This is a genomic window from Streptomyces sp. Root1310 (genome assembly GCF_001426425.1).
Lineage (GTDB): Bacteria > Actinomycetota > Actinomycetes > Streptomycetales > Streptomycetaceae > Streptomyces.
Window position 1 is genome coordinate 408,196 of record NZ_LMEQ01000023.1, and the last position, 20,163, is coordinate 428,358.

The following is a 20,163-nucleotide window of genomic DNA, read 5'->3' on the forward strand; positions in this document are numbered from 1 at the left end:
TGACCCGCGGGACTCGCGCCTCTCACAGGGGGAGCGGAAGTCCCGTGTAGTTGGCCGCCAGTTCGGCGGCGGCGTGGCGGGATGCGGTGATCCGGCGCAGCCGGGCGAGCTGCATCCGATGGTCGAACGCATCTCCATCTGGTTGAGCGTGCAACATCCTAGTCATGTCGTCGGAAAAGCGGGTCGCCTGCCACACACGTCGCAGACAGACGTCCGAGTACCCGTCCAGCAGCCTCGTGGACCCGGTGGCGTGCAGTTCGGCGAAGGCGCTGCCGAGCAGCCGTACGTCCGAGACGGCGAGGTTGAGCCCCTTGGCGCCGGTCGGCGGGACGATGTGGGCGGCGTCCCCGGCGAGCAGGAGCCGGCCGTGCCGCATCGGCTCGTGGACGAGACTGCGCATCGGCGTCACGGCCTTGCTGGTGATGGGGCCGCGGCACAGTGTCCAGTGGGCGTCGACGGCGAAGCGGGCGGCGAGTTCGTCCCAGATCCGGTCGTCGGGCCACTCCCGCAGGCCTGTGCCGTTGGGGACCTGGAGGTAGAACCGGGAGATCCGCGGCGAGCGCATGCTGTGCAGGGCGAAGCCGCGTTCATGGCGTGCGTAGATCAACTCCTCGCAGGAGGGGGGCACTTCGGCGAGCACACCGAGCCAGGAGTACGGGTAGTCATAGGTGTACGTCCGGCCCGCGGTGGCCGGGAAGGCCGCACGGGCGACGCCGTGCGAGCCGTCGCAGCCGACGACCCAGTCGCAGGAGAGGGTCCGTTCGCGGCCCTCGCGCAGGAACCGCACGACGGGCGAACCGCTCAGCGGTTTCTCCACGGCGAGCGCCGCCGCCTCGAACAACAGCGGCGGCCCGTCGGCGAGTTGGAGGGCGACGAGATCCTTCACGATCTCCGTCTGGGCGTAGATCGTGACCGTCCGGCCGCCGGTGAGGACGGGGAAGTCGAGGTGGTGGCGTTCGCGGTCGAAACGCAGCTCGATGCCCTGGTGCACCATGCCCTCGCGGTCGAGCCGGTCGGCGGCTCCCGCCGCGCGCAGGGCGTCGACCGTGCCCTGCTCCAGCATTCCGGCACGCTGACGCCGCTCCACGTACTGCCTCGTCCTGCTCTCCAGGACCACGCAGTCGACGCCCGCGCGGTGCAGCAGCCGGGCGAGCAGCAGCCCCGCGGGGCCACCGCCGATGATGCCGACCGTCGCACGCATGGCACGCCTCCCCTGCGACCGTAGTTCAGCTGGAGTCGCGCTGCACCACGGTGGCTCCGAACGGTTCGTGCGCCTCGGGGGCGGCCGCGGGGCTGCGCACCGCCCGGTCGACCACCGAGGCGAGGTCGCGGCCGGAGGGCAGCGCGATCCGCACGGTGCTGAGCCGGGGCCGCAGCAACCGCCCGAGCATCAGGTCGTCGGCGCCCATGACGGCGACGTCCTCGGGTACACGCAGGCCCGCGTCCTGAAGGGCGCGCATCAGCAGCATGGCGTACTCGTCGTTGTAGGCGAAGACGGCGTCGAGGCCGAGGGCGGGCCAGCGGGCGGCGAGGGCGGCCGCGGACTCCTCCGTGTAGGCCAGGGACAGCTCGGTGACGGTGGCGTCCGTGCCGTGCAGCGCCTCGCGGGAGCCGGCCAGACGGGGCGCGGAGAACATCTCCATGCCGCGTTCGGCCGGGACCACCACCCCGATCCGGCGGCGGCCGCGGGCGTACAGGTGCCCGGCGGCGCTGCGGCCCACGTCGGCGTGGTCGAGCAGCAGGGCGCGGGCCCCCTCGACCGCCTCGGGACCGAGGGTCACCACGGCCCGCGCGCCGGACCTCTTCAGTACGGCGACCCCCTCCGGGCCGATGCCGGGGCTGGGCACCAGCACGGCGACGGGCCGCAGTTCGGCCCAGGCCCGGGCCGCGTCGTCACCGCGCAGACCGGTGGCGCCGTACTGGACGACGGTGTAGTCGAGGCGGCTCAGGGCCCCCTGGAAGTCGTGCACGAACTGGGAGTAGAGGGGGCCCGCCGGGACGGGCAGGGTGGGCATCAGGACCATGCGGCTGTGTCCGGCCCGCAGGGTGCGGGCGGCCGCGTGCGGGACGTACCCGAGTTCCTTGGCGGCCTCGCGCACGCGGCGGCGGGTGGGCTCGCTGATGCGTACTGCGCTGGCGTTGTTCAGGACGTAGGAGACGGTCGCGCGCGAGACGCCGGCCAGGTGGGCCACGTCGGCGCTCGTGGGCACGGGGCGCGGCACCGGCGACTTCGTCGGCGCGGGCGTGTTCGGTATCTGCACCATGACGTACGGCATCTTGGCAGAAGCTGTGAGCGACCTTCCGGGCGGGGGACGCCGAAATCCGATGAGCCGTCAACGAACATGTTCGTGACGTACTTGTTCGCGACGAACATGTTCGGTACGCTCCAGGCATGACAGCACGCCCCGACACCCCGCGCAGCCGCCGTGATCGCCCGGCCAAGCCCGCTCTCACCAGGGAGGGCATCGTGGCCGCCGCCCTCGCGGTACTGCGCACCGAAGGCCTGCGGAAGGTGACCATGCGGCGCCTGGCCGAGGAACTCGACACCGGCCCGGCCTCCCTCTACGTCTACGTCCGCAACACGGCGGAACTGCACGCGGCCGTGCTCGACGAACTGCTGGGCACGGCCTTGCCGGGACCGGCCGCGGGGAGCTGGCGCGAGCGGCTGGAGGGCGTGCTCACCTCGTACACCGCGATGCTCTTCGCCTATCCCGACCTCGCCCGCTCCGCGCTCACCGCCCGGCCCAGCGGCCCGCACTACCTGAACCTGATCGAGACCCTGCTGGCTCTGCTCGACGAGGGCGGGGTGCCGCCCAGGCAGGCCGCGTGGGGCGTGGACCTGCTGCTCCAGCACGCCACCGCGACGGCCGCCGAGCACACGGACGAGGCCTCCGAGGAGGACTGGGACGCGCTGCGGCACGCGGTGCGCGAGGCGTCGGAGCGGACCCACCCGCAGGTCGCCCGCCTCGCCGGGCCGCTGCTCTCGGGTCCGCCCGAAGCCCGCCTCTCCTGGGGGTTCCAGGCGCTGATCGGCGGCATCGAGCGGACCGCCGTACCCGAATGACGACACCCGGACGACGACCACAGGAGGACCCATGCACCACCCCGTAGCGATCATCGGCGCCGGCCTCGGCGGACTCACCCTCGCCCGCGTGCTGCACGTGCACGGCATCGAGGCGGCCGTCCTCGACCTGGACGCCTCGCCCGGCGCCCGCACCCAGGGCGGCATGCTCGACATCCATCTGGACTCCGGCCAGGAGGCACTGCGCGCCGCCGGACTGCACGAGGAGTTCCGGACACTGGTCATGCCCGGCGGCCAGGCCACCCGGGTCCTCGACAAGGACGCGGTGGTCCGCTTCGAGGGGGCCGACGACGGCACCGGAGAGCGCCCCGAGGTCGACCGGGGCGCCCTGCGCGACCTGCTGCTGCGCTCACTGCCCGAGGGAACGATCCGCTGGGGCGCGAAGGTCACCGGCGCGCGGCCGCTGGACGGCGGACGGCACGAGGTGCGTCTCGAGGACGGCTCCGTGTTCACCACGGACCTGCTGATCGGTGCCGACGGAGCCTGGTCGCGGATCCGCCCGCTGCTCTCGGACGCCCGGCCCGCGTACACGGGCGTGTCGTTCGTCGAGACGGACCTGCTGGAGGCGGACACCCGGCATCCGGTGAGCGCCGGGGTGGTCGGCGCCGGGTTCCTCTTCGCCCTCGGCGCGGGCAAGGGCTTCCTCGCGCACCGCGAACCCGACGGCAGCCTGCACGTCTACACCGCCCTGCGGGTCGCCGAGGACTGGGTGGACCGCGTCGACTTCGGCGACGCCGAGGCGGCCAGGGGGTACGTCCTGGAGCACTTCGCGGACTGGGACAAGAGCCTGCGGGCGCTGGTCGCCGACGCCGACGGACCGCTGGTGCCGCGCCTGGTCCACGCCCTGCCGGTCGGCCACCGCTGGGACCGCGTCCCCGGGGTCACCCTGCTCGGCGACGCCGCCCATCTGATGTCGCCGTTCGCTGGCGAGGGCGCCAACCTCGCGATGCTGGACGGCGCCGAACTGGGCCTGGCCCTCGCCGCGCACCCGGGCGAGCGCGAGGCCGCGCTGGCCGCCTACGAGGAGAAGCTGTTCCCGCGCAGCGCGGCGGCCGCGGCCGACTCCGCCCACAGCGGTGTGGCCCTGTTCGCCGAGGACGCCCCGCAGGCCGTCGTCGACCTCTTCACCGCGGCACCCTGACCGGCGCCCCGCTCGGCACCCCGCTGGTCACCCGGTCGACCAGTTCGCTCCAGCCGGCCTCAAGACGCGCCGCCGGCATGCCGCACTGCCGGGTGAGGTGGTGGACGAGGACCGGGCTGAGGTACCCCATCAGCGTATGGGCCAGCAGCTCGGCGTCCGCGTCGGGCAGAGCCTGCCGCAGCAGCAGGACCAGGTGGCTGTGGTGGACCCGGCGCGGCGGCACGGAGTACCGGCGGTCCGGTCCGGGCTCCGCCGCCAGCTGGAGGTCCAGTTCGTCCACGGCCCGTCCGAGCATGGCGATGCCGAACGCCCTGAGTCGCTCCACGGGCTCCGCGCCCGGCCCCAGCGGCGGGGGACCGCTCAGGAACGCGGCCTGGAAGTTCCGCTCCGAGTGGTCCAGGAGCGCGGTCAGCAGCCCCGTACGGTCGCCGAAGCGCCGGAACACCGTGCCCTTGCCGACGTTCGCCGCGCTCGCCACCGCCTCCATCGTGACCCCGGCCGCGCCGTGCTCGGCGATCAGCCGGGCGGCCGCGTCCAGCAGCCTGGCCCGGTTGCGGGCCGCGTCGGCGCGCAGGCACGGCTCGTCCCCGGCCGGACCCAGGTGCAGCAGCTCGGGCTCGGTCGGGCTCTCCTCGGGCTCCGGACAGGGAGGCAGAACGGCGGACATGAACTCAGCGTAAAGCATCGGGAATGAAACTGGACCGCGGTCCGGTTAGAGTGCTAGAACATTAAACGGACCTCGGTCCGGATTCGTAACGGCAATGTTTCAGCCTCTGGGAGTACCCATGTCTGTCCGCATCCTCGCGCTCGTCGGCAGCCTTCGCGCCGGTTCGACCAACCGCCAGCTCGCCGAGGCGGCCGTCAAGGTCGCTCCCGAGGGCGCCACCGTCGACCTCTTCGAGGGCCTGGCCGAGATCCCGTTCTACAACGAGGACCTCGACGTCGAGGGCAGCGTCCCGGCCGCCGCCGCCAAGCTGCGCGCCGCCGCCCAGGCCGCCGACGCCTTCCTGCTCTTCTCCCCGGAGTACAACGGCACCATCCCGGCCGTTCTCAAGAACGCCATCGACTGGCTGTCCCGCCCGTACGGCGCCGGCGCCTTCGGCGGCAAGCCCGTGGCCGTGGTCGGTACGGCGTTCGGCCAGTTCGGCGGCGTGTGGGCGCAGGACGAGGCCCGCAAGGCCGTGGGCATCGCCGGCGGCAAGGTCATCGAGGACCTCAAGCTCTCCATCCCGGGCTCGCTGACCCGCTTCGCCGAGACCCACCCGGTGGACGATGCCGAGGTCGCCGCCCAGCTGACCGAGGTCGTGGCCCGTCTGCACGGCCACGCGGGCGAGGTCGCGGCCGCCTGACCAACGGCACGGCGCCACAGCAGGACGCGGGGTGCAGGGGTCCGGAACACTTTCCGGACCCCTTTCCTCGTACGCGGCCCCGGTGAAATCCTCGTACGCGGCCCCGGTGAGGTCCTCGTACGCGGCCCCGATGGGGTCCCCGTACACGCCCCCGCTCCACGCGCCCCCGGTCCGGTCGGTCCGGCTCGCCGTTCACCGGCCCCCGGCACGCCGGGCCTTGGAGCGCTCTCGAAGTCGAGAAAGAGCGGCCGGGCCGGGCCGCGCGTCTCCGTCCGGTCATCCGATCGCCGAATCTCGTTCAACCCGAGGACCGCCTCCCGTCGCGTCTGATAGGGGTGGGCAGATGCAGACCCTCTATCGACGACTGCTCGGCCTGATGCCCCGTATCGGCGTCCGGGTGACCGACCTCGGACCGGGGACGGCGGTGGTCTCGCGGCGCGGCGGCGCGTACCGGGTGACCGGTGCGGACAAGGACACCTGGGTGCTGCGGCGGACCCGGGACGAGGCCCCTTCCGAGGTCGCCGAGGGCGGCGCCGTGCGGCTGGGCGACACCGGCGCGGTGCTCCTGATGGAGACCACGGGTGGTCAGGACGAGCGCAGACTCCAGCTCGCGGCCGCCGAGTACCTCTGCACCCAGCACGTGGCCGCCATGCTGGAGCTCTACGGCGTGAACTGCGTCTTCGACGTCGGCGCCAACAAGGGCCAGTACGCCAGGCGGCTGCGGAAGCTCGGCTACACCGGCCGGATCGTGTCCTTCGAGCCCACCTCGGAGACGTTCGCCCGGCTCGAGAAGGCCGCGGCGGACGACCCCGACTGGCAGGTGTACCGGTGCGGACTCGGCCGCGAGGAGACGACGGCCGAGATCCACGTCGGCTGGCAGACGATGAACTCCCTGCTGCCGGCCAGCGACTACGGCAGGAACCGCTACAGCAGGTTCGCGAAGCCCGACACCGAGGAGATCCGGGTCCGCCGGCTGGACGAGGTCATGGCCGAGGCACTGGACGGCCTCGCCGATCCGCGCCCCTACCTGAAGATGGACACCCAGGGCTACGACCTGGAGGTGTTCGCCGGGGCCGGGGAGCGGATCGCGGAGTTCGTGGGGATGCAGTCCGAGGTAGCGGTGCTGAAGCTGTACGAGGGCAGTCCGGGCATGGGCGAGGCCGTCGCGGTGTACGAGACCGCCGGGTTCGGCATCACCGGCATGTACCCGGTGACGCGCGAGGCGACGACGGGCCGGGTGATCGAGTTCGACTGCGTGATGATGCGCGCGGAGGCCGCGCCCGCACCGTAGAACGTCCCGCGCCGTCCCGCGCCGTCCCGTCCGTCTCGTTCCTTGCCTCCGGTCGCCAGGGCTGTCACCCGCCGTACGGCGGGCAGGTCCCGCCGTACGGCGGCGCCCGGGCGGACGCCGCCTGCGCCGATCATGGGCCGCACGAGCCGCCGCGCAACCGCGCTCCGCGTGAGGAGAAGCCCATGACGTCCGCACCGCCGCCCTTCGACCCCGAGCTCGGCGCCGCCCTGGAACTCATCCGGGAGATGATCCAGCCGGGGCTGAGCGCCGAGGACATCGAAGCCGTCCGCCAGGGGCCGGGGATCGCCCTGCTGGCCGAACTGGACCTGACCCTGGGCGGGGCCTTCGAGGTCGAGGACCGGACGGTGCCGGGGCCCCCGGGCGCCCCCGGGATCTCGCTGCTGATCTGCCGGCCCGCCTCACCGGCCCCGGCCCGCCCGCGTCCGGTCGTCTATCACGTGCACGGCGGCGGCATGGTCCTCGGCAACAACCGGGTCGGCGTGGACGTGGCCCTGGACTGGGCGCGGGAACTGGACATGGTCGTGGTGTCCGTGGAGTACCGGCTGGCGCCCGAACACCCCCATCCGGCGCCGGTCGAGGACGTGTACGCCGGGCTGCTGTGGACGGCGGAGCACGCCGCGGAACTGGGCGCGGACCCCGAGCGGATCGTGCTCGCCGGGGCAAGCGCGGGCGGCGGCCTCGGCGCCGCGCTCGCCCTGCTGCTGCGCGACCGTCAAGGGCCGCGGCCGCTCGGCCAGTTGCTGATGTGCCCGATGCTGGACGACCGCAACGACACCCCCTCGAGCCACCAGATGGCGGGCCTGGGCGTCTGGGACCGCACGGCCAACGAGACCGGGTGGACGGCCCTGCTCGGCGAGCGGCGCGGCGGACCGGACGTCTCCCCCTACGCGGCGCCCGCGCGGGCCGAGGACCTGTCCGGGCTGCCGCCGGCCTTTCTCGACGTGGGCTCCGCCGAGACGTTCCGGGACGAGGTGGTCGCCTACGCCTCGCGGATCTGGCAGGCCGGCGGGGTCGCGGAGCTGCATGTCTGGCCGGGCGGTTTTCATGGCTTCGACGGCTTCGCGCCACAGGCCGCGCTGTCCAGGTCGGCCCGCGCGGCCCACCTGGACTGGCTGCGACGGCTGCTCGCCGAGTGACGCCGACGGGCGGCGGCCCGGCGGCCGGGCGGCTCAGCGGCGCGTGAACCCCCGGGGACCCGCGTTCGTCTCGATGGACCCCCGGGGACCCGCGTTCGTCTCGATGGACCCGTCCGCGGGCAGGAGCGGCCGGCGATCGGCTCCTTCCGCACGGGTCCGGCCCCCGGCGCCGTGTTCCCGCCCGTACCTCACCGCCGAGGCCGGTTCCGGGCGCGAGCGGTGGCCGCACCCCTCCTCGTCGGCGCTCGCGTGGCGCATCATGGCCGTATGAAAGAGCTGGCCGGGCGCCTGACCGCGCTGGACCCGGACGCAGGCGCCGCCGTGCGGGTCATCGCCTACTTCGACCGGCTCGCCGAGTCCCGGGCCGGGGTGGAGGCGCTGATGCGGGGGGCCGCGGTGCTCGCCGGGGTGCCCGCGCGGCTCGTCGACGCGGACCGGCGGGTGCGGGTCCGGGTGGAGCCCGACGGCACACGCCGGGACACGGAGCTGCCGCCGGACCCCGACTGGCCGTGCACGACGCTGACGCCCGACGGGCCGCCCGCGCTGTGGCTGGAACGCGCCGGTGCGCTGCCCAGCGTCGTGGACGCCGTGATCCTGGAACGGGCGGCCGGCGCGGCTCGCGTCGTGCTCGACCGCACCCGCGGGCGGGCGCCGCTGGACGATCCCGCCCTGGTCGAGACACTCCTCGACGCCACGGCCGCCGAACCGGCCCGGCTGCACGCGGCCCGCCGCCTCGGCCTGGGCCCCGCCGCCCCGGCCCGCGCCCTGGCCACACCGGGCGGCCGGCCCAGGGTGCTGCCCGCCGACGCCCGGGACGCGGTTCCGGCCGGCCGGGTGGGGGTCGGGCCCGCCGTGCCCGTGACGGAGCTGCCGCGCTCCTGGGCGGCGGCCCGTACCGCGCTCCGCTTCACCGCGGACGGCACCGCACAGGACCCGGGCCCCCGTGTCGTGTACGCCGACGAGCTGGGCGGCATCGCCCTGCTGGCCGACCTCGTCGCGCCGGGTGCCGAGCCCCCGGCGGACGTCCTCGCGGTCGAGACGGCCGCCGCGGACGCCCCCTGGCTGCTGGCCACCCTGCACGCCGTCACCACGACCGCGAGTCTGCGGTCGGCGGCGGCCGAGGCCAACGTCCACCACTCCACCCTCCAGGACCGGCTGGCCCACGCGGAGCATCTGCTGGGGTGGCCGGTGCGCACGCCCCAGGGCCGGCTGCGGCTGCACCTCGCGCTGACGATGCGGCGGCTGACACGGCCGTGACGTCACTCCCGCGCGGCGGCGCTCCCCTGGGACCTCGGGAGACAGCGGGGAGAGGGCGGCGCGGACGGGCGGCACGGAGGGCAGCGCGGGGACGGCCGCACGGAGAGGGCCGCACGGAGAGGGCAGCCCGGAGAGGGCAGCCCAGAGACGGCAGCCCAGAGACGGCAGCCCGGAGGGGGGCGGCCGGCCGTGGTCGCCCCCCTCGGTGTCTCAGACCTTGGCCTGCTCGGACACGGCGTTCCGGTCGGTCGCGTCCTCGCCCGCCGCCGCGGCGCGGGCGGCAGGGATGACGGCGGCGATGGCCGCGGAGATCAGCGCGAGGGCGCCGCCGACCAGGAGCGCGGTGCGGAAGCCGTCCTCGGAGGCGAAGGTGTGGCCGCCCATGGTCGTGGTCATCTGGGAGAGGATCACGCCGATGACGGCGGAGCCGATCGAAGTGCCGAGCGAACGCATGAGGGTGTTGAAGCCGTTGGCGGCGGCGGTCTCCGTGAGCGGGACCGAGCTCATGATCAGGGCGGGCATGGCGCCGTAGGCGAGGCCCACCCCACCGCTGGTGATGAGCGTGACCACCATGACGCCCCAGGCGGACCCCATCAGGGCCAGGGAGACGAAGTAGCCGGCGGCCAGCACCAGGGCACCGCAGATCAGTGTGAACTTCGGACCGCGGGCGTTGGTGAGCTTTCCGCCGACCGGGGAGATCAGCATCATCATCAGGCCGCCGGGCGCCATCCACAGACCGGCCGCGAGCATCGACTGGCCGAGGCCGTAGCCGGTGGCCTCCGGGAACTGGAGCAGCTGCGGCATCACCAGCATGCTCGCGTACATGCCGAAGCCGATGAAGACCGAGGCGAGGTTGGTGAGGAGCACCCGGGGACGGGCCGTGGTGCGCAGGTCGATCAGCGGGTCGGTGGTGCGCACCTCCCACACGCCCCAGCCGGCGAGGGCCACGACGGCGGCGGCGAACAGACCGAGCGTGGTGCCCGAGGCCCAGCCCCAGTCCGCGCCCTTGGAGACCGCGAGCAGCAGCGAGACGAGGCCGACACCGAGGCCGATCGCGCCGGGCAGGTCGAACCGCTGGCCCTTGGCGCCGGCCGGGACGTCCGGGACGAGCATGAAGATCAGGACGGCGACGACGGCGGCCAGGGCGGCGGAGCCCCAGAACAGCACGCGCCAGTTCGCGTACTGGGCGACCGCGGCGGCCAGCGGCAGGCCGATGGCACCGCCGATGCCCATGGAGGCGCTGACCAGCGCGATGGAGCCGCTGAGCTTCTCGGCCGGTACGACGTCCCGCAGCAGCGCGATGCCGAGGGGCACCATGCCCATGCCCATGCCCTGGAGGCCACGCCCGACGATCATCGTGACGACGTCGGAGGCGAAGGCGCACACCACCGAGCCCACGATCAGCGGCACGGAACAGGCGAGCAGCATCCGGCGCTTGCCCAGCAGGTCGCCGAGGCGGCCGACGACGGGTACGCACACGGCGGCCACCAGCAGGGTGACCGTGATCACCCAGGCCGCGTTCGAGGACGAGGTGTCCAGGATCTGCGGCAGCTCGGCGATGAGCGGGGTGACCAGCGTCTGCATGATCGCCGCGGTGGTGCCGGCGAAGGCCAGCGTGGCGATCACGGCACCTGGGCGGGCCGTGGGCTGGAGAGCGGGGGCGCCCATGGGGACTCCTCGACTTGGGATGTGCGGTGAAGGTCCGCGGGAAGGATCCGCGCGCAGCACGCGAAGGATGTGCATCGTACATGTCGTATGTATCGAGCACATGCTGTGGTCCGTGCACAGCGGTGTGCCAGGATGGTGCGGGCGCAAGGAAGCAGGAGGCCGGGCACATGGACACGCCGACGCACGAGGTCGAGTACGAGCAGATGCTGCTCAGCCGCCACACGTTCCTCAACCAGCGGGGCGGTCGCCGCAAGAACAGCCTCATGGAGCGCAGCGCCTACATCCTGCTCAGCCGGATCCGGGTCCAGGGACCCATGTCGATCGGGGAACTGAGCGAGGCCTTCGGACTGGACGCCTCCACCCTGAACCGGCAGACCGCGGCGGCGATGCGGGCGGGGCTCATCGAGCGGATCCCCGACCCGGAGGGCGGGATGGCCCGCAAGTTCCGGCTCACCGACGAGGGCACGCGTCTGCTGGACTCGGAGCGCGAGGGGATCGTGGACATCCTGGACCAGGTCATGACCGACTGGCCGGACGAGGACATCGCCGCCTTCGCGGGCTATCTACGGCGCTTCAACTACGGCATCGAGGCCATCGGCGGCCGCCCCTGGCCACGCCCGTGACGTCGTGGCCGCTCCCGGCCGGATGACCTCGCCGCCGCCGGGCCGGCCCTGGCCGGAGGCGGCGGGTGTCACGACGCGCCGGGCGCCGCGTTCGGACCCGCGGTGGCGAAGGAAAGCACGGCCGGGCCGCCTGCCGGTGCGGCACCCCGCACGAGGCGGCCCGTGGACTGCTGGAGCACGTACAACTCCGTGGTCGGCGCTCCTCCCGTCGCCGCCCGCGGACGCGCCTGCCGACGGGCCCGTGGACGGGCGTTCGGCGAGGGGTACGGGTGGACACCGGCGCCCGTTCAGCCGCCGTCGCCGGTGCGCGGAACCGGCCCGGCGCCGCGCGGGCCCGGGCCGCGGTGGCCGAGGGCCGCCCCGCGGCCGGGAGGCCGTTCCCCGCGGCCGGCATCACCGCCCGCCCGGGCCGACGACCTGTCTAAAGTGGAGATCACCACCTGCGCGGGAGTTCCCATGACCGGTCCCCGTCGGACGCGCCCCACCGACGCCCTCCAAGCCATCGAACCCCCGGGCAACGCCGAGACGGTCGTCGGTGTGCTGTCGGTGACGGTCCTGGTGGAGGTGCTCGGCGTCCTGTCGGGATCCGAGGTGTGGCTCCTCGGGCTGCTGGTCTTCCTGCCGGGTACGGCCTCGGCGCTGTGCACGGTCCAGCAGACGAGGTTCGTCGCCGCCTGGACCACCCTGTTCGTCACCCTCACCCTGCTCGTACGGGCCGACGACGGCGGCCGGTGGCTCGACCGGGCGCTGCTGGTGCTGCTCACCCTCGCCCTGGGAGCCGCCTCCGTCTACGCCTGCCACCGGCGCATCGCGCGCGAGCACGAGATGCTCCGGCTGCGTTCCACCGCCGCCGCCATGCAGCGGCACATCCTGCACCCCCTGCCCCTGCTCACCGACGACGTGCTGGTCAACGGCGTCTACGAACCCGTGCAGGAGGACCGGCTCGTCGGCGGCGACATCTACGACGTCGTGGCCTCGCCCTTCGGCACGCGCGTGCTGATCGGCGACGTACAGGGCAAGGGGCTGGCTGCGGTCGGCGCCGCGTTCGCCGTCATCGGCGCCTTCCGCGAGGCGGCCCACCGGGAGCCCACGCTGACCGCGCTCGTCGACGCCCTGGACGCCGCGGTCGTCCGGCACAACTCCTACGCGGAACAGACCGGCGACGACGAGCGGTTCGTCACCGCCCTGATCATCGGCGTCGACCCGGGCGCGGAGGCGCAGGTCGTCAACTGCGGTCACATTCCGCCCCGGTTGATGCACGACGGCGCCGTCACCACACCGGCGGTGGACACCGGCGTCCCGCTGGGGCTCGCCGAGCTGGCCGCCGAACCCACGACGGTCGGGTGGTTCGCGTTCCCGGCCGGTTCCACGCTGGTGCTGACCACCGACGGTCTCACCGAGACCCGCGCCCAGGACGGCACCTTCTACCCGGTCGACGAGCGTCTGATGAAGCACCTCGGCCTCTCCCCCACCGAGCTGCCCCTGGCCCTGCACGAGGACGCCCGCGCGCACGCCGGGTACGACCGCCGGCACGACGACGTCGCCGTGCTGACCGTCCGCCGGTCACCGCGTCACTGAACCCGGCAGCCGGCCGCGCGGCCGGTCCGTGCCGTCGCGCGCGTTCCCTGGTTCGTCCGCCCCATGGCGTGCGCTCAGCTCGCACACATGCTCCTCATGGTGAACGGAGAGAGGGTCGAGCCATGTCTGGCGTCCCCGGTACCCGTGCAGGCACGGTTCGCGTGCTGATAGTCGACGACGAGCCCGAGCTCACCGAGCTGCTGTCCGCGGCCGTGACCGAGGCGGGGTGGCGGTCCTTCGCGGCGGCCGACGGACGCAGCGCGCTGCGCATCGCGCGGGACTGCGCCCCGCACGTCGTCGTCCTCGACGGCATGCTGCCCGACGTCGACGGGGTCGAGGTGCTGCGCAGGCTGCGCGGCGAGAACGCCCGGCTGCCGGTGCTGATGCTCACCGCGCGGGACGCCCTGGAGCACCGCATCGACGGGCTGTCGGCCGGCGCGGACGACTATGTGACCAAGCCGTTCTCCCTGGAGGAGGTCGTGTTGCGGCTGCGCGGTCTGCTGCGCAGGGCCGGCCCCGGCGAGAGCGCCGACCAGGGTCCCGTGCGGGTGCTGGGCGATCTCGTGCTGGCCGAGAGCACCCGCGAGGTGCGGCGGGGCGGAGTGCAAGTCTCTCTGACCACCAAGGAGTTCGACCTCCTGCGATTCCTCATGAGCCATCCGCACCAGGTGCTCAGCAAGGCCCAGATCCTCGACCACGTCTGGAACGCCTCCTTCGACGGCGAGGGAAACCTGGTCGAGGTCTACATCTACGGGCTGCGCGCCAAGATCGACAAAGGGCGGGCGCCGATGATCCGTACCGTGCGCGGCGCGGGGTACGCGATCAGAGCCGCGGACGAATGGACCTGACGGTCCGGTCGGGCCGGCGGCGCGGGACGAGCCCGTCCGGCACCGGTCTGGGCCGGCGGTCCCTGCGCGTGCGTCTCGTGCTCTTCGTCTCCGTGACCCTGGTCGCCGTGTGCGCGGTCATGGCGCTCAGCACCGTCCTCGTCCAACGCGTCTATCTGCTCGGGGACCTGGACCAGCGCGTCACCGACGCCGCCGAGCGCAGCCAGGGCGGGCTGCAGCGGCGGACCGGCGGCGCGACGGATCTGGGGTTCCTCAACGAGCGCGGGCAGCCGGCCGGCACCCTGGCGGCCCGGTTCGCCGACGGGGAGATCATCGCCGCCGAGGTGGTGACCGAGGACGGCCGTCAGCGGGTCCTCACCGCGGCCCAGCGCGCCGCCCTCGGGGGGATCACCGCGGACGGGTCGCTGCACACCCGCACCGTCCCGGGTCTCGGCACGTACCGGGTGACCGCGCTCGGCGGCGACGGGGTGCCCGTCCTGGCCGGGCTGCCGATGGCCGACGTGCAGCAGGTGATCGACCGTCTCGTCGTCGTCGAGGCGGTGATCGCCGGGATCGGACTGGCCACCGCGGCCTGCGCCTCCGCCGTCGTCATACGGCGGCAGCTGCGCCCGCTGGGCCGGGTCGCGGCCACCGCCGCCGAGGTGGCCCGGGTGCCGCTGGACCGCGGCGAGGTCGCCGTCCTCGCCCGCGTCGCCGCACGTGACACCGACCCCGGCACCGAGGCCGGCCAGGTCGGTGTCGTGCTCAACCAGCTGATCGACCACGTGGAGTCCTCGCTCGCCGAACGCCGGCGCACCGAGGAACGCATGCGCCGGTTCCTCGCCGACGCCAGCCACGAACTGCGCACACCGCTCGCCTCGATCGCGGGGTACGCCGAGTACATGAACGGCGGCAGCCGGACGATCACGCCGGAGCTGGCCTGGCAGCGCGTCTCCGCCCAGTCGGCCCGGATGATCGGCCTGGTGGAGGATCTGCTGCTGCTCGCCCGTCTCGACGAGGGACGGCCGCTCCGGCGGACCGAGGTGAACCTCGCGGCCCTGGTCGCGGAGGCCGTCTGGGACGCGCAGGTCGCCGGAGCCGAGCACGCGTGGCGGCTCGCGCTGCGCCTCGACGGGCCCGTGACGGTCGTCGCCGACGCGGTCCGGCTCCATCAGGTGGTGGCCAACCTGTTGGCCAACGCCCGTGTGCACACACCGGCCGGCACCGAGGTCACCGTCGTCGTGGAGTCGCCGGATGCCTCCCGGTGCGTGATCCGGGTCCGGGACGACGGTCCGGGCATTCCGCCCGGCCTGCTCCCCTCGATCTTCGAGCGGTTCACCCGGGCCGACGGCTCCCGCTCGCGCACTCGCGGCGAGGAGGGCGGCACGGGACTCGGCCTGGCCATCGCGGCGGCCCTCACGGAGGCGCACGGCGGCCGGATCGACGTACGGAGCGAACCGGGGCTGACCGAGTTCTCGGTGACGCTTCCCACCGCCGGGCAAGCCGGCGCCGCACCTTCCCCGCAACTCTAAGGGCTCTCACAGAACCGCAGTTCGGACCGGGTGCGGGGGTCCCGCGCGCACCGGTGGTGGCGGTCCTGCGGTCGCCGCTTCAGGCCTGCCTCAGTTGGCTCCGCCAAAGTGATCACCCGGCGGCCGTTCAGCGGGGACGCGCCCCTGACGAAGGGAATCAGCGACGATGACCGAGCTCGACTCCGGTGAGCAGACGGCCCACGAGACACCGTCCGAAGCGGCCCGCCGTGCGCACGCGAGCCGCCGCAACTTCATGCGCAAGGTCTTCTTCGCCAGCGGTGCCACGGCCGTCGCGACCATGGGCGGTGCCGGTGCCTGGGCGGCGCTGGCGGACGACGCCACCGCCACCGCGTCCGCCGACCCGAGCGCGGTGCCGAGCGGCGCGCCCAGCGGGGGCCCGGGCGGTGGCGCCGGGGGTCCGGGCAACCAGTCGATCACCGAGGACTTCTTCGGCCTCACCACCGACGGCAAGCGGGTCGACGACCTGTTCACGATCCACTCCACGGGCGTGAAGACCGCCCCGGTGATCGCCGCCGCGAACGCCTTCCTGGCCGGGCTCAGCGACACCCAGAAGACCTCCACGCAGTTCACGGTCCACTCCACCGAGTGGCGGCTGTGGAGCAACATCGACTCCTACGCCCGCCAGGGCGTGTCCCTCGCCGACCTCGGCGACGACCAGAAGGCCCTGGGCACCGCGCTGCTGAAGTCGGCGCTCAGCGCCGACGGCCTGGAGACCACCGAGAAGATCCGGAGGATCAACCAGGCGGCCGGCGAGGCCATCGGCAACACCGCCTCCTTCAATGAGGACGCCTACTACTGGACCGTGATGGGCACGCCCTCGGCGACCGAGCCCTGGGGCTTCCAGTTCGACGGCCACCACCTGGTCGTCAACTACTTCGTCCTCGGCGACCAGGTCGTGATGAGCCCCTGCTTCTGGGGTTCGGAACCGACCTCGATGGAGATCGACGGCGAGACGGTCACGGTCTGCCACGAGGAGGTCGTCGCCGGCCTCGCCTTCATCAACTCCCTCAGCGCGGCGCAGCAGGCGGTCGCCGTCGAGTCGTCCACCAAGTCCAACGAGTCGATGAAAGCGGGCGCGTTCTCCGACAACGCGGTCCAGGCGTACACCGGCATCCGCGGCGACGCGCTCACCGCCGCCCAGAGGACCAGGCTCCTCGGCATCGTGCAGGCCTTCACCGGGCGCGCCAAGGCCGACGTGGCGAAGGTGACGCTGGCCGAGGTCCGCAAGCACCTCGACGACACCTACGTCACCTGGGCCGGCGGGACCGGCGACGACGACGCCTTCTACGTCCGTGTGCACAGCCCCGTCGTCTGGATCGAGGTGGACTGCCAGGCCCCGGGCCCCCTCGCGGGCGCGTACGGCGCCACCCAGGGCAGCGGCGCCACCCAGAAGCACGTCCACTCCGTCGTGCGCACCCCGAACGGCAACGACTACGGCAAGGAGTTGCTCCGGCAGCACTACCTGACGTCGCCGCACCACCGGTGAGGTCGTAGCGGTGGACCACCGGGCCGGGGCCCCCGTCATCCCGGCCCGGTACACCGCGCGTCACGAGGCGGGCGTGCTCACGCCCAGGCGGTCGCCGCCACGAACGAGCTGTCCTGGCGGAACAGGTCCGTGCCGTCGGGCTGTTCGACCCGGAGCTGGTAGTTGTAGTGGCGCAGGTAGTAGCCGGGGTAGTTGTACGACTCGAAGCGGACCGAACCGCTCGCCGATCCCGTCCGGGCGATGAAGGTGGCGTCCTTCGCGAAGGTCGCCGTGCCGTCGTTGGCGTCGAAGCGGCCGCGGAAGGAGTAGTGGCGCAGGTAGTTTCCGGCGGCGTCGCGGATGGAGTACGCGTTCGCGTCGGCGAGGCCCGCCACCACGGTGAAGGTGGACGCCTGCTTCTCGGCCGTGGTGCTGGAGCTGGTGACCACGGGCAGGTTGAGCAGGGCGGACTGCTCCTGCCAGTAGCGGGTGGTGTAGTTGCCGGACCGGAAGGAGCGGGTGGCGTTCTTCGTGAGGGTGGGGCCACCGGTCACGGTCTCCTTGATCACCGTGAAGTGGCGTGCCGTGCCGGAGATGCCGGGCAGCGCCCTGGGCGCGCTCCAGGTGGCGAAGGAGTCGTAGCTGTCGCTGTAGTAGTAGTTGCCGTCGCCGTAGCCGTCGAAGAAGATCCGCCAGGCGCCGTTGTCGAGCCGGATGACGGACGGGCCCTCGCGGTAGCTGCCCCAGCCCGCCCAGTCGCCGGTCCTGGTGATCGTGTACGGGCCCGCCAGGCTCGACGCCGTGCCGTACTCGATGTACTTCGCCGTCTCGTTCTTGGTGAACGCGTGGTAGGTCGAGCCGACCTTCACGATGTAGGTGTCGATGTGGTTCGCTCCGATGCCGGACAGGGCGACCGGTGAACTCCAGGCGGTGAGAGCGGAGTTGGTGGCCTTCAGCAGATACGGGGTGAAGATCCACTCGTCGCTGGTCACGGAGCAGGACACGATGACGTTGACGCTGCCGTCGCTGTCGACGAACCACTCCGGCGCCCAGGCGCGGGAGAGGCCGGTGATCGGGACCGTGTAGTCGTACAGGAACGTCCAGTTGACCCGGTCGGAGCTGCGGGCGAAGCCGATGGTGGTGCTGGCGTCCTGCCAGGTGTGGGTCGTGTAGGTGACGTAGTAGTAGCCGTCGGTGTGCTTGAAGACGCTGGCGTCGCGGATGCGGTTGCTCGGCGGGGTGTAGGCGGACGACTGCAGCAGCCGGAAGTCGGTGGCGTCGTCGGACTGGTAGACGTTCACCGTCCCGTCGTTGCTGTTGAGGAACGGCACGATCGTGTAGCGGGTGGCCGAACCGGCGGCCGGAGCGGCGGCCAGGGCCGTACCGAGCAGGCCGGGTGCCTCGCCGAGCACGAGTGCCGCGGCGGGCAGGACGGCCATCGCGCGCAGCAGGGCACGGCGGGACGGGGCGGGGGGACGGGTCGTCATGGCGGCTCTCCTACGGCTCAAGGCGCGTCCAGCGGTTCGATATTCCGAACACGGTTCGGAAAGTCGATCAGAAGGTAGGGGTGAGGCAGGAACACGTCAATCCTTTGCGCAGGAACGGACGATGCCTGTGGGACGCCTGTGGCAGGGCCGGGCCGCCGCCCCCGCGACGGACGGGCCGGCCCCTCCGCCCGCGTGCCGTTCCACCGCCGGGCCGCCAGACGTTACCGTGCGGTAGACATCGTCGTCCCGGAGGTGCCCGCATGACGCCCGACCGTGCCGCAGGCCTGACGGCCACCGCCCGCGCGCTGGCCGAGGGCGGGATGTCCTCCCGCACGCTCGTCGAGCACACCCTCGCCCGGATCGAGGCGAGCCAGAGCACCCTCAACGCCTTCCGGATCGTCCGGGCCGAGGCCGCGCTCGCCGAAGCCGACGCGGCCGACCGGGAGTTGGCGGCCGGAGGCCGGCGGCCGCTGCTCGGAGTCCCCGTCGCCGTGAAGGACGACATGGACGTGGCGGGCGAACCGACCGCGTTCGGCTGCCAGGGCGCGCACCCCGCGGTCACCGAGGACGGTGAGGCGGTACGCCGGCTGCGGGCGGCCGGCGCCGTGATCGTCGGCAAGACCAACACCTGCGAGCTGGGCCAGTGGCCGTTCACCGAGGGCCCGGCCTTCGGCGCGACACGCAACCCGTGGAGCACCGAGCACACCCCGGGCGGCTCCTCCGGCGGTTCGGCGGCCGCGGTGGCAGCGGGTCTGGTGCCGGCCGCGCTCGGCTCGGACGGGGCAGGTTCGGTCCGCATCCCCGCCTCCTGGACCCATCTGGTCGGCATCAAACCGCAGCGCGGCCGGGTCTCGACCTGGCCCCGCGGCGAGTCCTTCCACGGCATCACGGTCAACGGCACGCTGGCCCGCACGGTCGCGGACGCGGCGCTGCTGCTCGACGCGGCGAGCGGCAACCACGCGCACGACCCGCACCGGCCGCCCGCCGTCGACGCGTCGGCCGCGGTGGGGCGTGACCCCGGCCGGCTGCGGATCGCGCTCTCGCTCAAGCCCCCGTTCACCGCCGTACCCGCCCGGCTGCGGCCCGAGGTGCGCACCCGCGTCCTCGAAGTCGCCGAGCGGCTGGCGGGCCTCGGCCACACCGTCGAGGAGGCCGACCCGCCGTACGGGCAGATCGGCCTCACCTTCGTGCCCCGGGCGACCGCGGGCATCGCCGAGCGGGTCGCCGAGGCCCCTTTCCCCGCGCTCCTGGACCGGCGCACCCGGGGCGCCGCCCGGCTGGGCCGGCTGCTGGGCGGGGTCCCGCTGCGGGCGGCCCGGCGCGCGGAGGCCGTCCTGCACCGCCGTATCGGCGGCTTCTTCGAGACGTACGACGTGATCCTCGCGCCGACGACGGCCGCTCCCCCGCCCCGCATCGGGGCCATGCTGCACCTGAGCGGATTCGCCACCGACCGCGCGATGATCGCCGCCTGCCCCTACGCCTGGCCGTGGAACGTGCTGGGCTGGCCCGGCGTCAACGTCCCCGCGGGCTTCACGCCCGGCGGGCTCCCGGTCGGGGCACAGCTGCTCGGCCCGGCGAACAGCGAGCCGCTGCTGATCTCGCTCGCCGCCCAGCTGGAGGCGGAGCTGCGCTGGCACGAGCACTGGCCGCGGGAAGCGGTCGCGGACTCGCCGGCCGGATGAGCG

17 protein-coding genes are annotated in these 20,163 nt (G+C 73.3%); 12 read left to right on the forward strand and 5 right to left on the reverse strand.

Annotated elements, in window-relative coordinates:
• Positions 1-22: 22 nt before the first annotated feature.
• Positions 23-1,201 (reverse strand): 4-hydroxybenzoate 3-monooxygenase, encoded by a 1,179-nt coding sequence (locus ASD48_RS25930; protein WP_057604114.1) that lies wholly within the window; start codon positions 1,199-1,201, stop codon positions 23-25.
• Between the two features lie 25 nt (positions 1,202-1,226).
• Complete coding sequence (locus tag ASD48_RS25935) at positions 1,227-2,276, reverse strand: LacI family DNA-binding transcriptional regulator (RefSeq protein ID WP_057604115.1); 1,050 nt, start codon at positions 2,274-2,276, stop codon at positions 1,227-1,229.
• A 116-nt stretch (positions 2,277-2,392) separates the two neighbouring features.
• Here ASD48_RS25935 and ASD48_RS25940 point away from each other — a divergent pair, with 116 nt between their 5' ends.
• Both ASD48_RS25940 and ASD48_RS25945 read left to right on the forward strand, forming a co-directional pair.
• Entirely contained in the window at positions 2,393-3,064 is a 672-nt protein-coding gene (locus ASD48_RS25940) for a TetR/AcrR family transcriptional regulator (protein WP_057604116.1), read from the forward strand.
• Positions 3,065-3,095: 31 nt separating this feature from the next.
• Complete coding sequence (locus ASD48_RS25945) at positions 3,096-4,223, forward strand: NAD(P)/FAD-dependent oxidoreductase (protein WP_057604117.1); 1,128 nt, start codon at positions 3,096-3,098, stop codon at positions 4,221-4,223.
• Here the strand turns inward: ASD48_RS25945 and ASD48_RS25950 are convergent.
• On the reverse strand, positions 4,207-4,908 hold the full coding sequence (locus tag ASD48_RS25950) for a TetR/AcrR family transcriptional regulator (protein ID WP_057604118.1): 702 nt from the start codon (positions 4,906-4,908) through the stop codon (positions 4,207-4,209). The two genes, ASD48_RS25945 and ASD48_RS25950, sit on opposite strands and share 17 nt — an antisense overlap.
• Before the next feature lie 100 nt (positions 4,909-5,008).
• Here ASD48_RS25950 and ASD48_RS25955 point away from each other — a divergent pair, with 100 nt between their 5' ends.
• The 4 genes from ASD48_RS25955 to ASD48_RS25970 all read left to right on the forward strand — a co-directional run bounded on the left by ASD48_RS25955 (position 5,009) and on the right by ASD48_RS25970 (position 9,277).
• The gene (locus ASD48_RS25955) at positions 5,009-5,572 is read left to right on the forward strand and encodes an NAD(P)H-dependent oxidoreductase (RefSeq protein WP_057604119.1); all 564 of its coding nucleotides are present in this window, start codon (positions 5,009-5,011) and stop codon (positions 5,570-5,572) included.
• A 343-nt stretch (positions 5,573-5,915) separates the two neighbouring features.
• Positions 5,916-6,863 (forward strand): FkbM family methyltransferase, encoded by a 948-nt coding sequence (locus ASD48_RS25960; RefSeq protein ID WP_057604120.1) that lies wholly within the window; start codon positions 5,916-5,918, stop codon positions 6,861-6,863.
• A 182-nt stretch (positions 6,864-7,045) separates the two neighbouring features.
• Positions 7,046-8,020 carry an alpha/beta hydrolase gene (locus ASD48_RS25965; protein WP_057604121.1) on the forward strand — a complete coding sequence of 325 codons (975 nt, stop codon included), beginning with the start codon at positions 7,046-7,048 and terminating at the stop codon, positions 8,018-8,020.
• 267 nt (positions 8,021-8,287) lie between these two features.
• The gene (locus ASD48_RS25970; protein ID WP_057604122.1) at positions 8,288-9,277 is read left to right on the forward strand and encodes a helix-turn-helix domain-containing protein; all 990 of its coding nucleotides are present in this window, start codon (positions 8,288-8,290) and stop codon (positions 9,275-9,277) included.
• 210 nt (positions 9,278-9,487) lie between these two features.
• Here the strand turns inward: ASD48_RS25970 and ASD48_RS25975 are convergent, their stop codons facing one another.
• Complete coding sequence (locus tag ASD48_RS25975; protein WP_057604123.1) at positions 9,488-10,945, reverse strand: MFS transporter; 1,458 nt, start codon at positions 10,943-10,945, stop codon at positions 9,488-9,490.
• A gap of 167 nt (positions 10,946-11,112) precedes the next feature.
• On the opposite strand from ASD48_RS25975, the gene ASD48_RS25980 reads away from it, so the two are divergent.
• From ASD48_RS25980 to ASD48_RS26000, 5 genes are all read left to right on the forward strand, one after another.
• Entirely contained in the window at positions 11,113-11,568 is a 456-nt protein-coding gene (locus ASD48_RS25980; RefSeq protein ID WP_020127572.1) for a MarR family transcriptional regulator, read from the forward strand.
• 456 nt (positions 11,569-12,024) lie between these two features.
• Complete coding sequence (locus ASD48_RS25985; RefSeq protein ID WP_057604124.1) at positions 12,025-13,146, forward strand: PP2C family protein-serine/threonine phosphatase; 1,122 nt, start codon at positions 12,025-12,027, stop codon at positions 13,144-13,146.
• Positions 13,147-13,268: 122 nt separating this feature from the next.
• A complete protein-coding gene (locus ASD48_RS25990; protein ID WP_057604125.1) occupies positions 13,269-13,994 on the forward strand; it encodes a response regulator transcription factor in 726 nt (241 codons plus the stop codon).
• Positions 13,985-15,505, forward strand: coding sequence for an ATP-binding protein (locus ASD48_RS25995; RefSeq protein ID WP_057604126.1), 1,521 nt, complete (start codon positions 13,985-13,987; stop codon positions 15,503-15,505). The genes ASD48_RS25990 and ASD48_RS25995 overlap by 10 nt, the downstream gene beginning before the upstream one ends.
• Positions 15,506-15,671: 166 nt before the next feature.
• Positions 15,672-17,012 (forward strand): DUF3500 domain-containing protein, encoded by a 1,341-nt coding sequence (locus ASD48_RS26000; RefSeq protein ID WP_057604127.1) that lies wholly within the window; start codon positions 15,672-15,674, stop codon positions 17,010-17,012.
• A 77-nt stretch (positions 17,013-17,089) separates the two neighbouring features.
• On the opposite strand, the gene ASD48_RS26005 is transcribed toward ASD48_RS26000, so the two are convergent.
• On the reverse strand, positions 17,090-18,478 hold the full coding sequence (locus tag ASD48_RS26005) for a glycoside hydrolase family 43 protein (protein ID WP_057604128.1): 1,389 nt from the start codon (positions 18,476-18,478) through the stop codon (positions 17,090-17,092).
• Between the two features lie 260 nt (positions 18,479-18,738).
• Between ASD48_RS26005 and ASD48_RS26010 the strand changes: the two genes are divergently transcribed.
• Positions 18,739-20,160, forward strand: a complete 1,422-nt coding sequence (locus ASD48_RS26010) for an amidase (protein ID WP_057604129.1) — start codon at positions 18,739-18,741, stop codon at positions 20,158-20,160.
• The last annotated feature ends 3 nt before the right edge of the window (positions 20,161-20,163 follow it).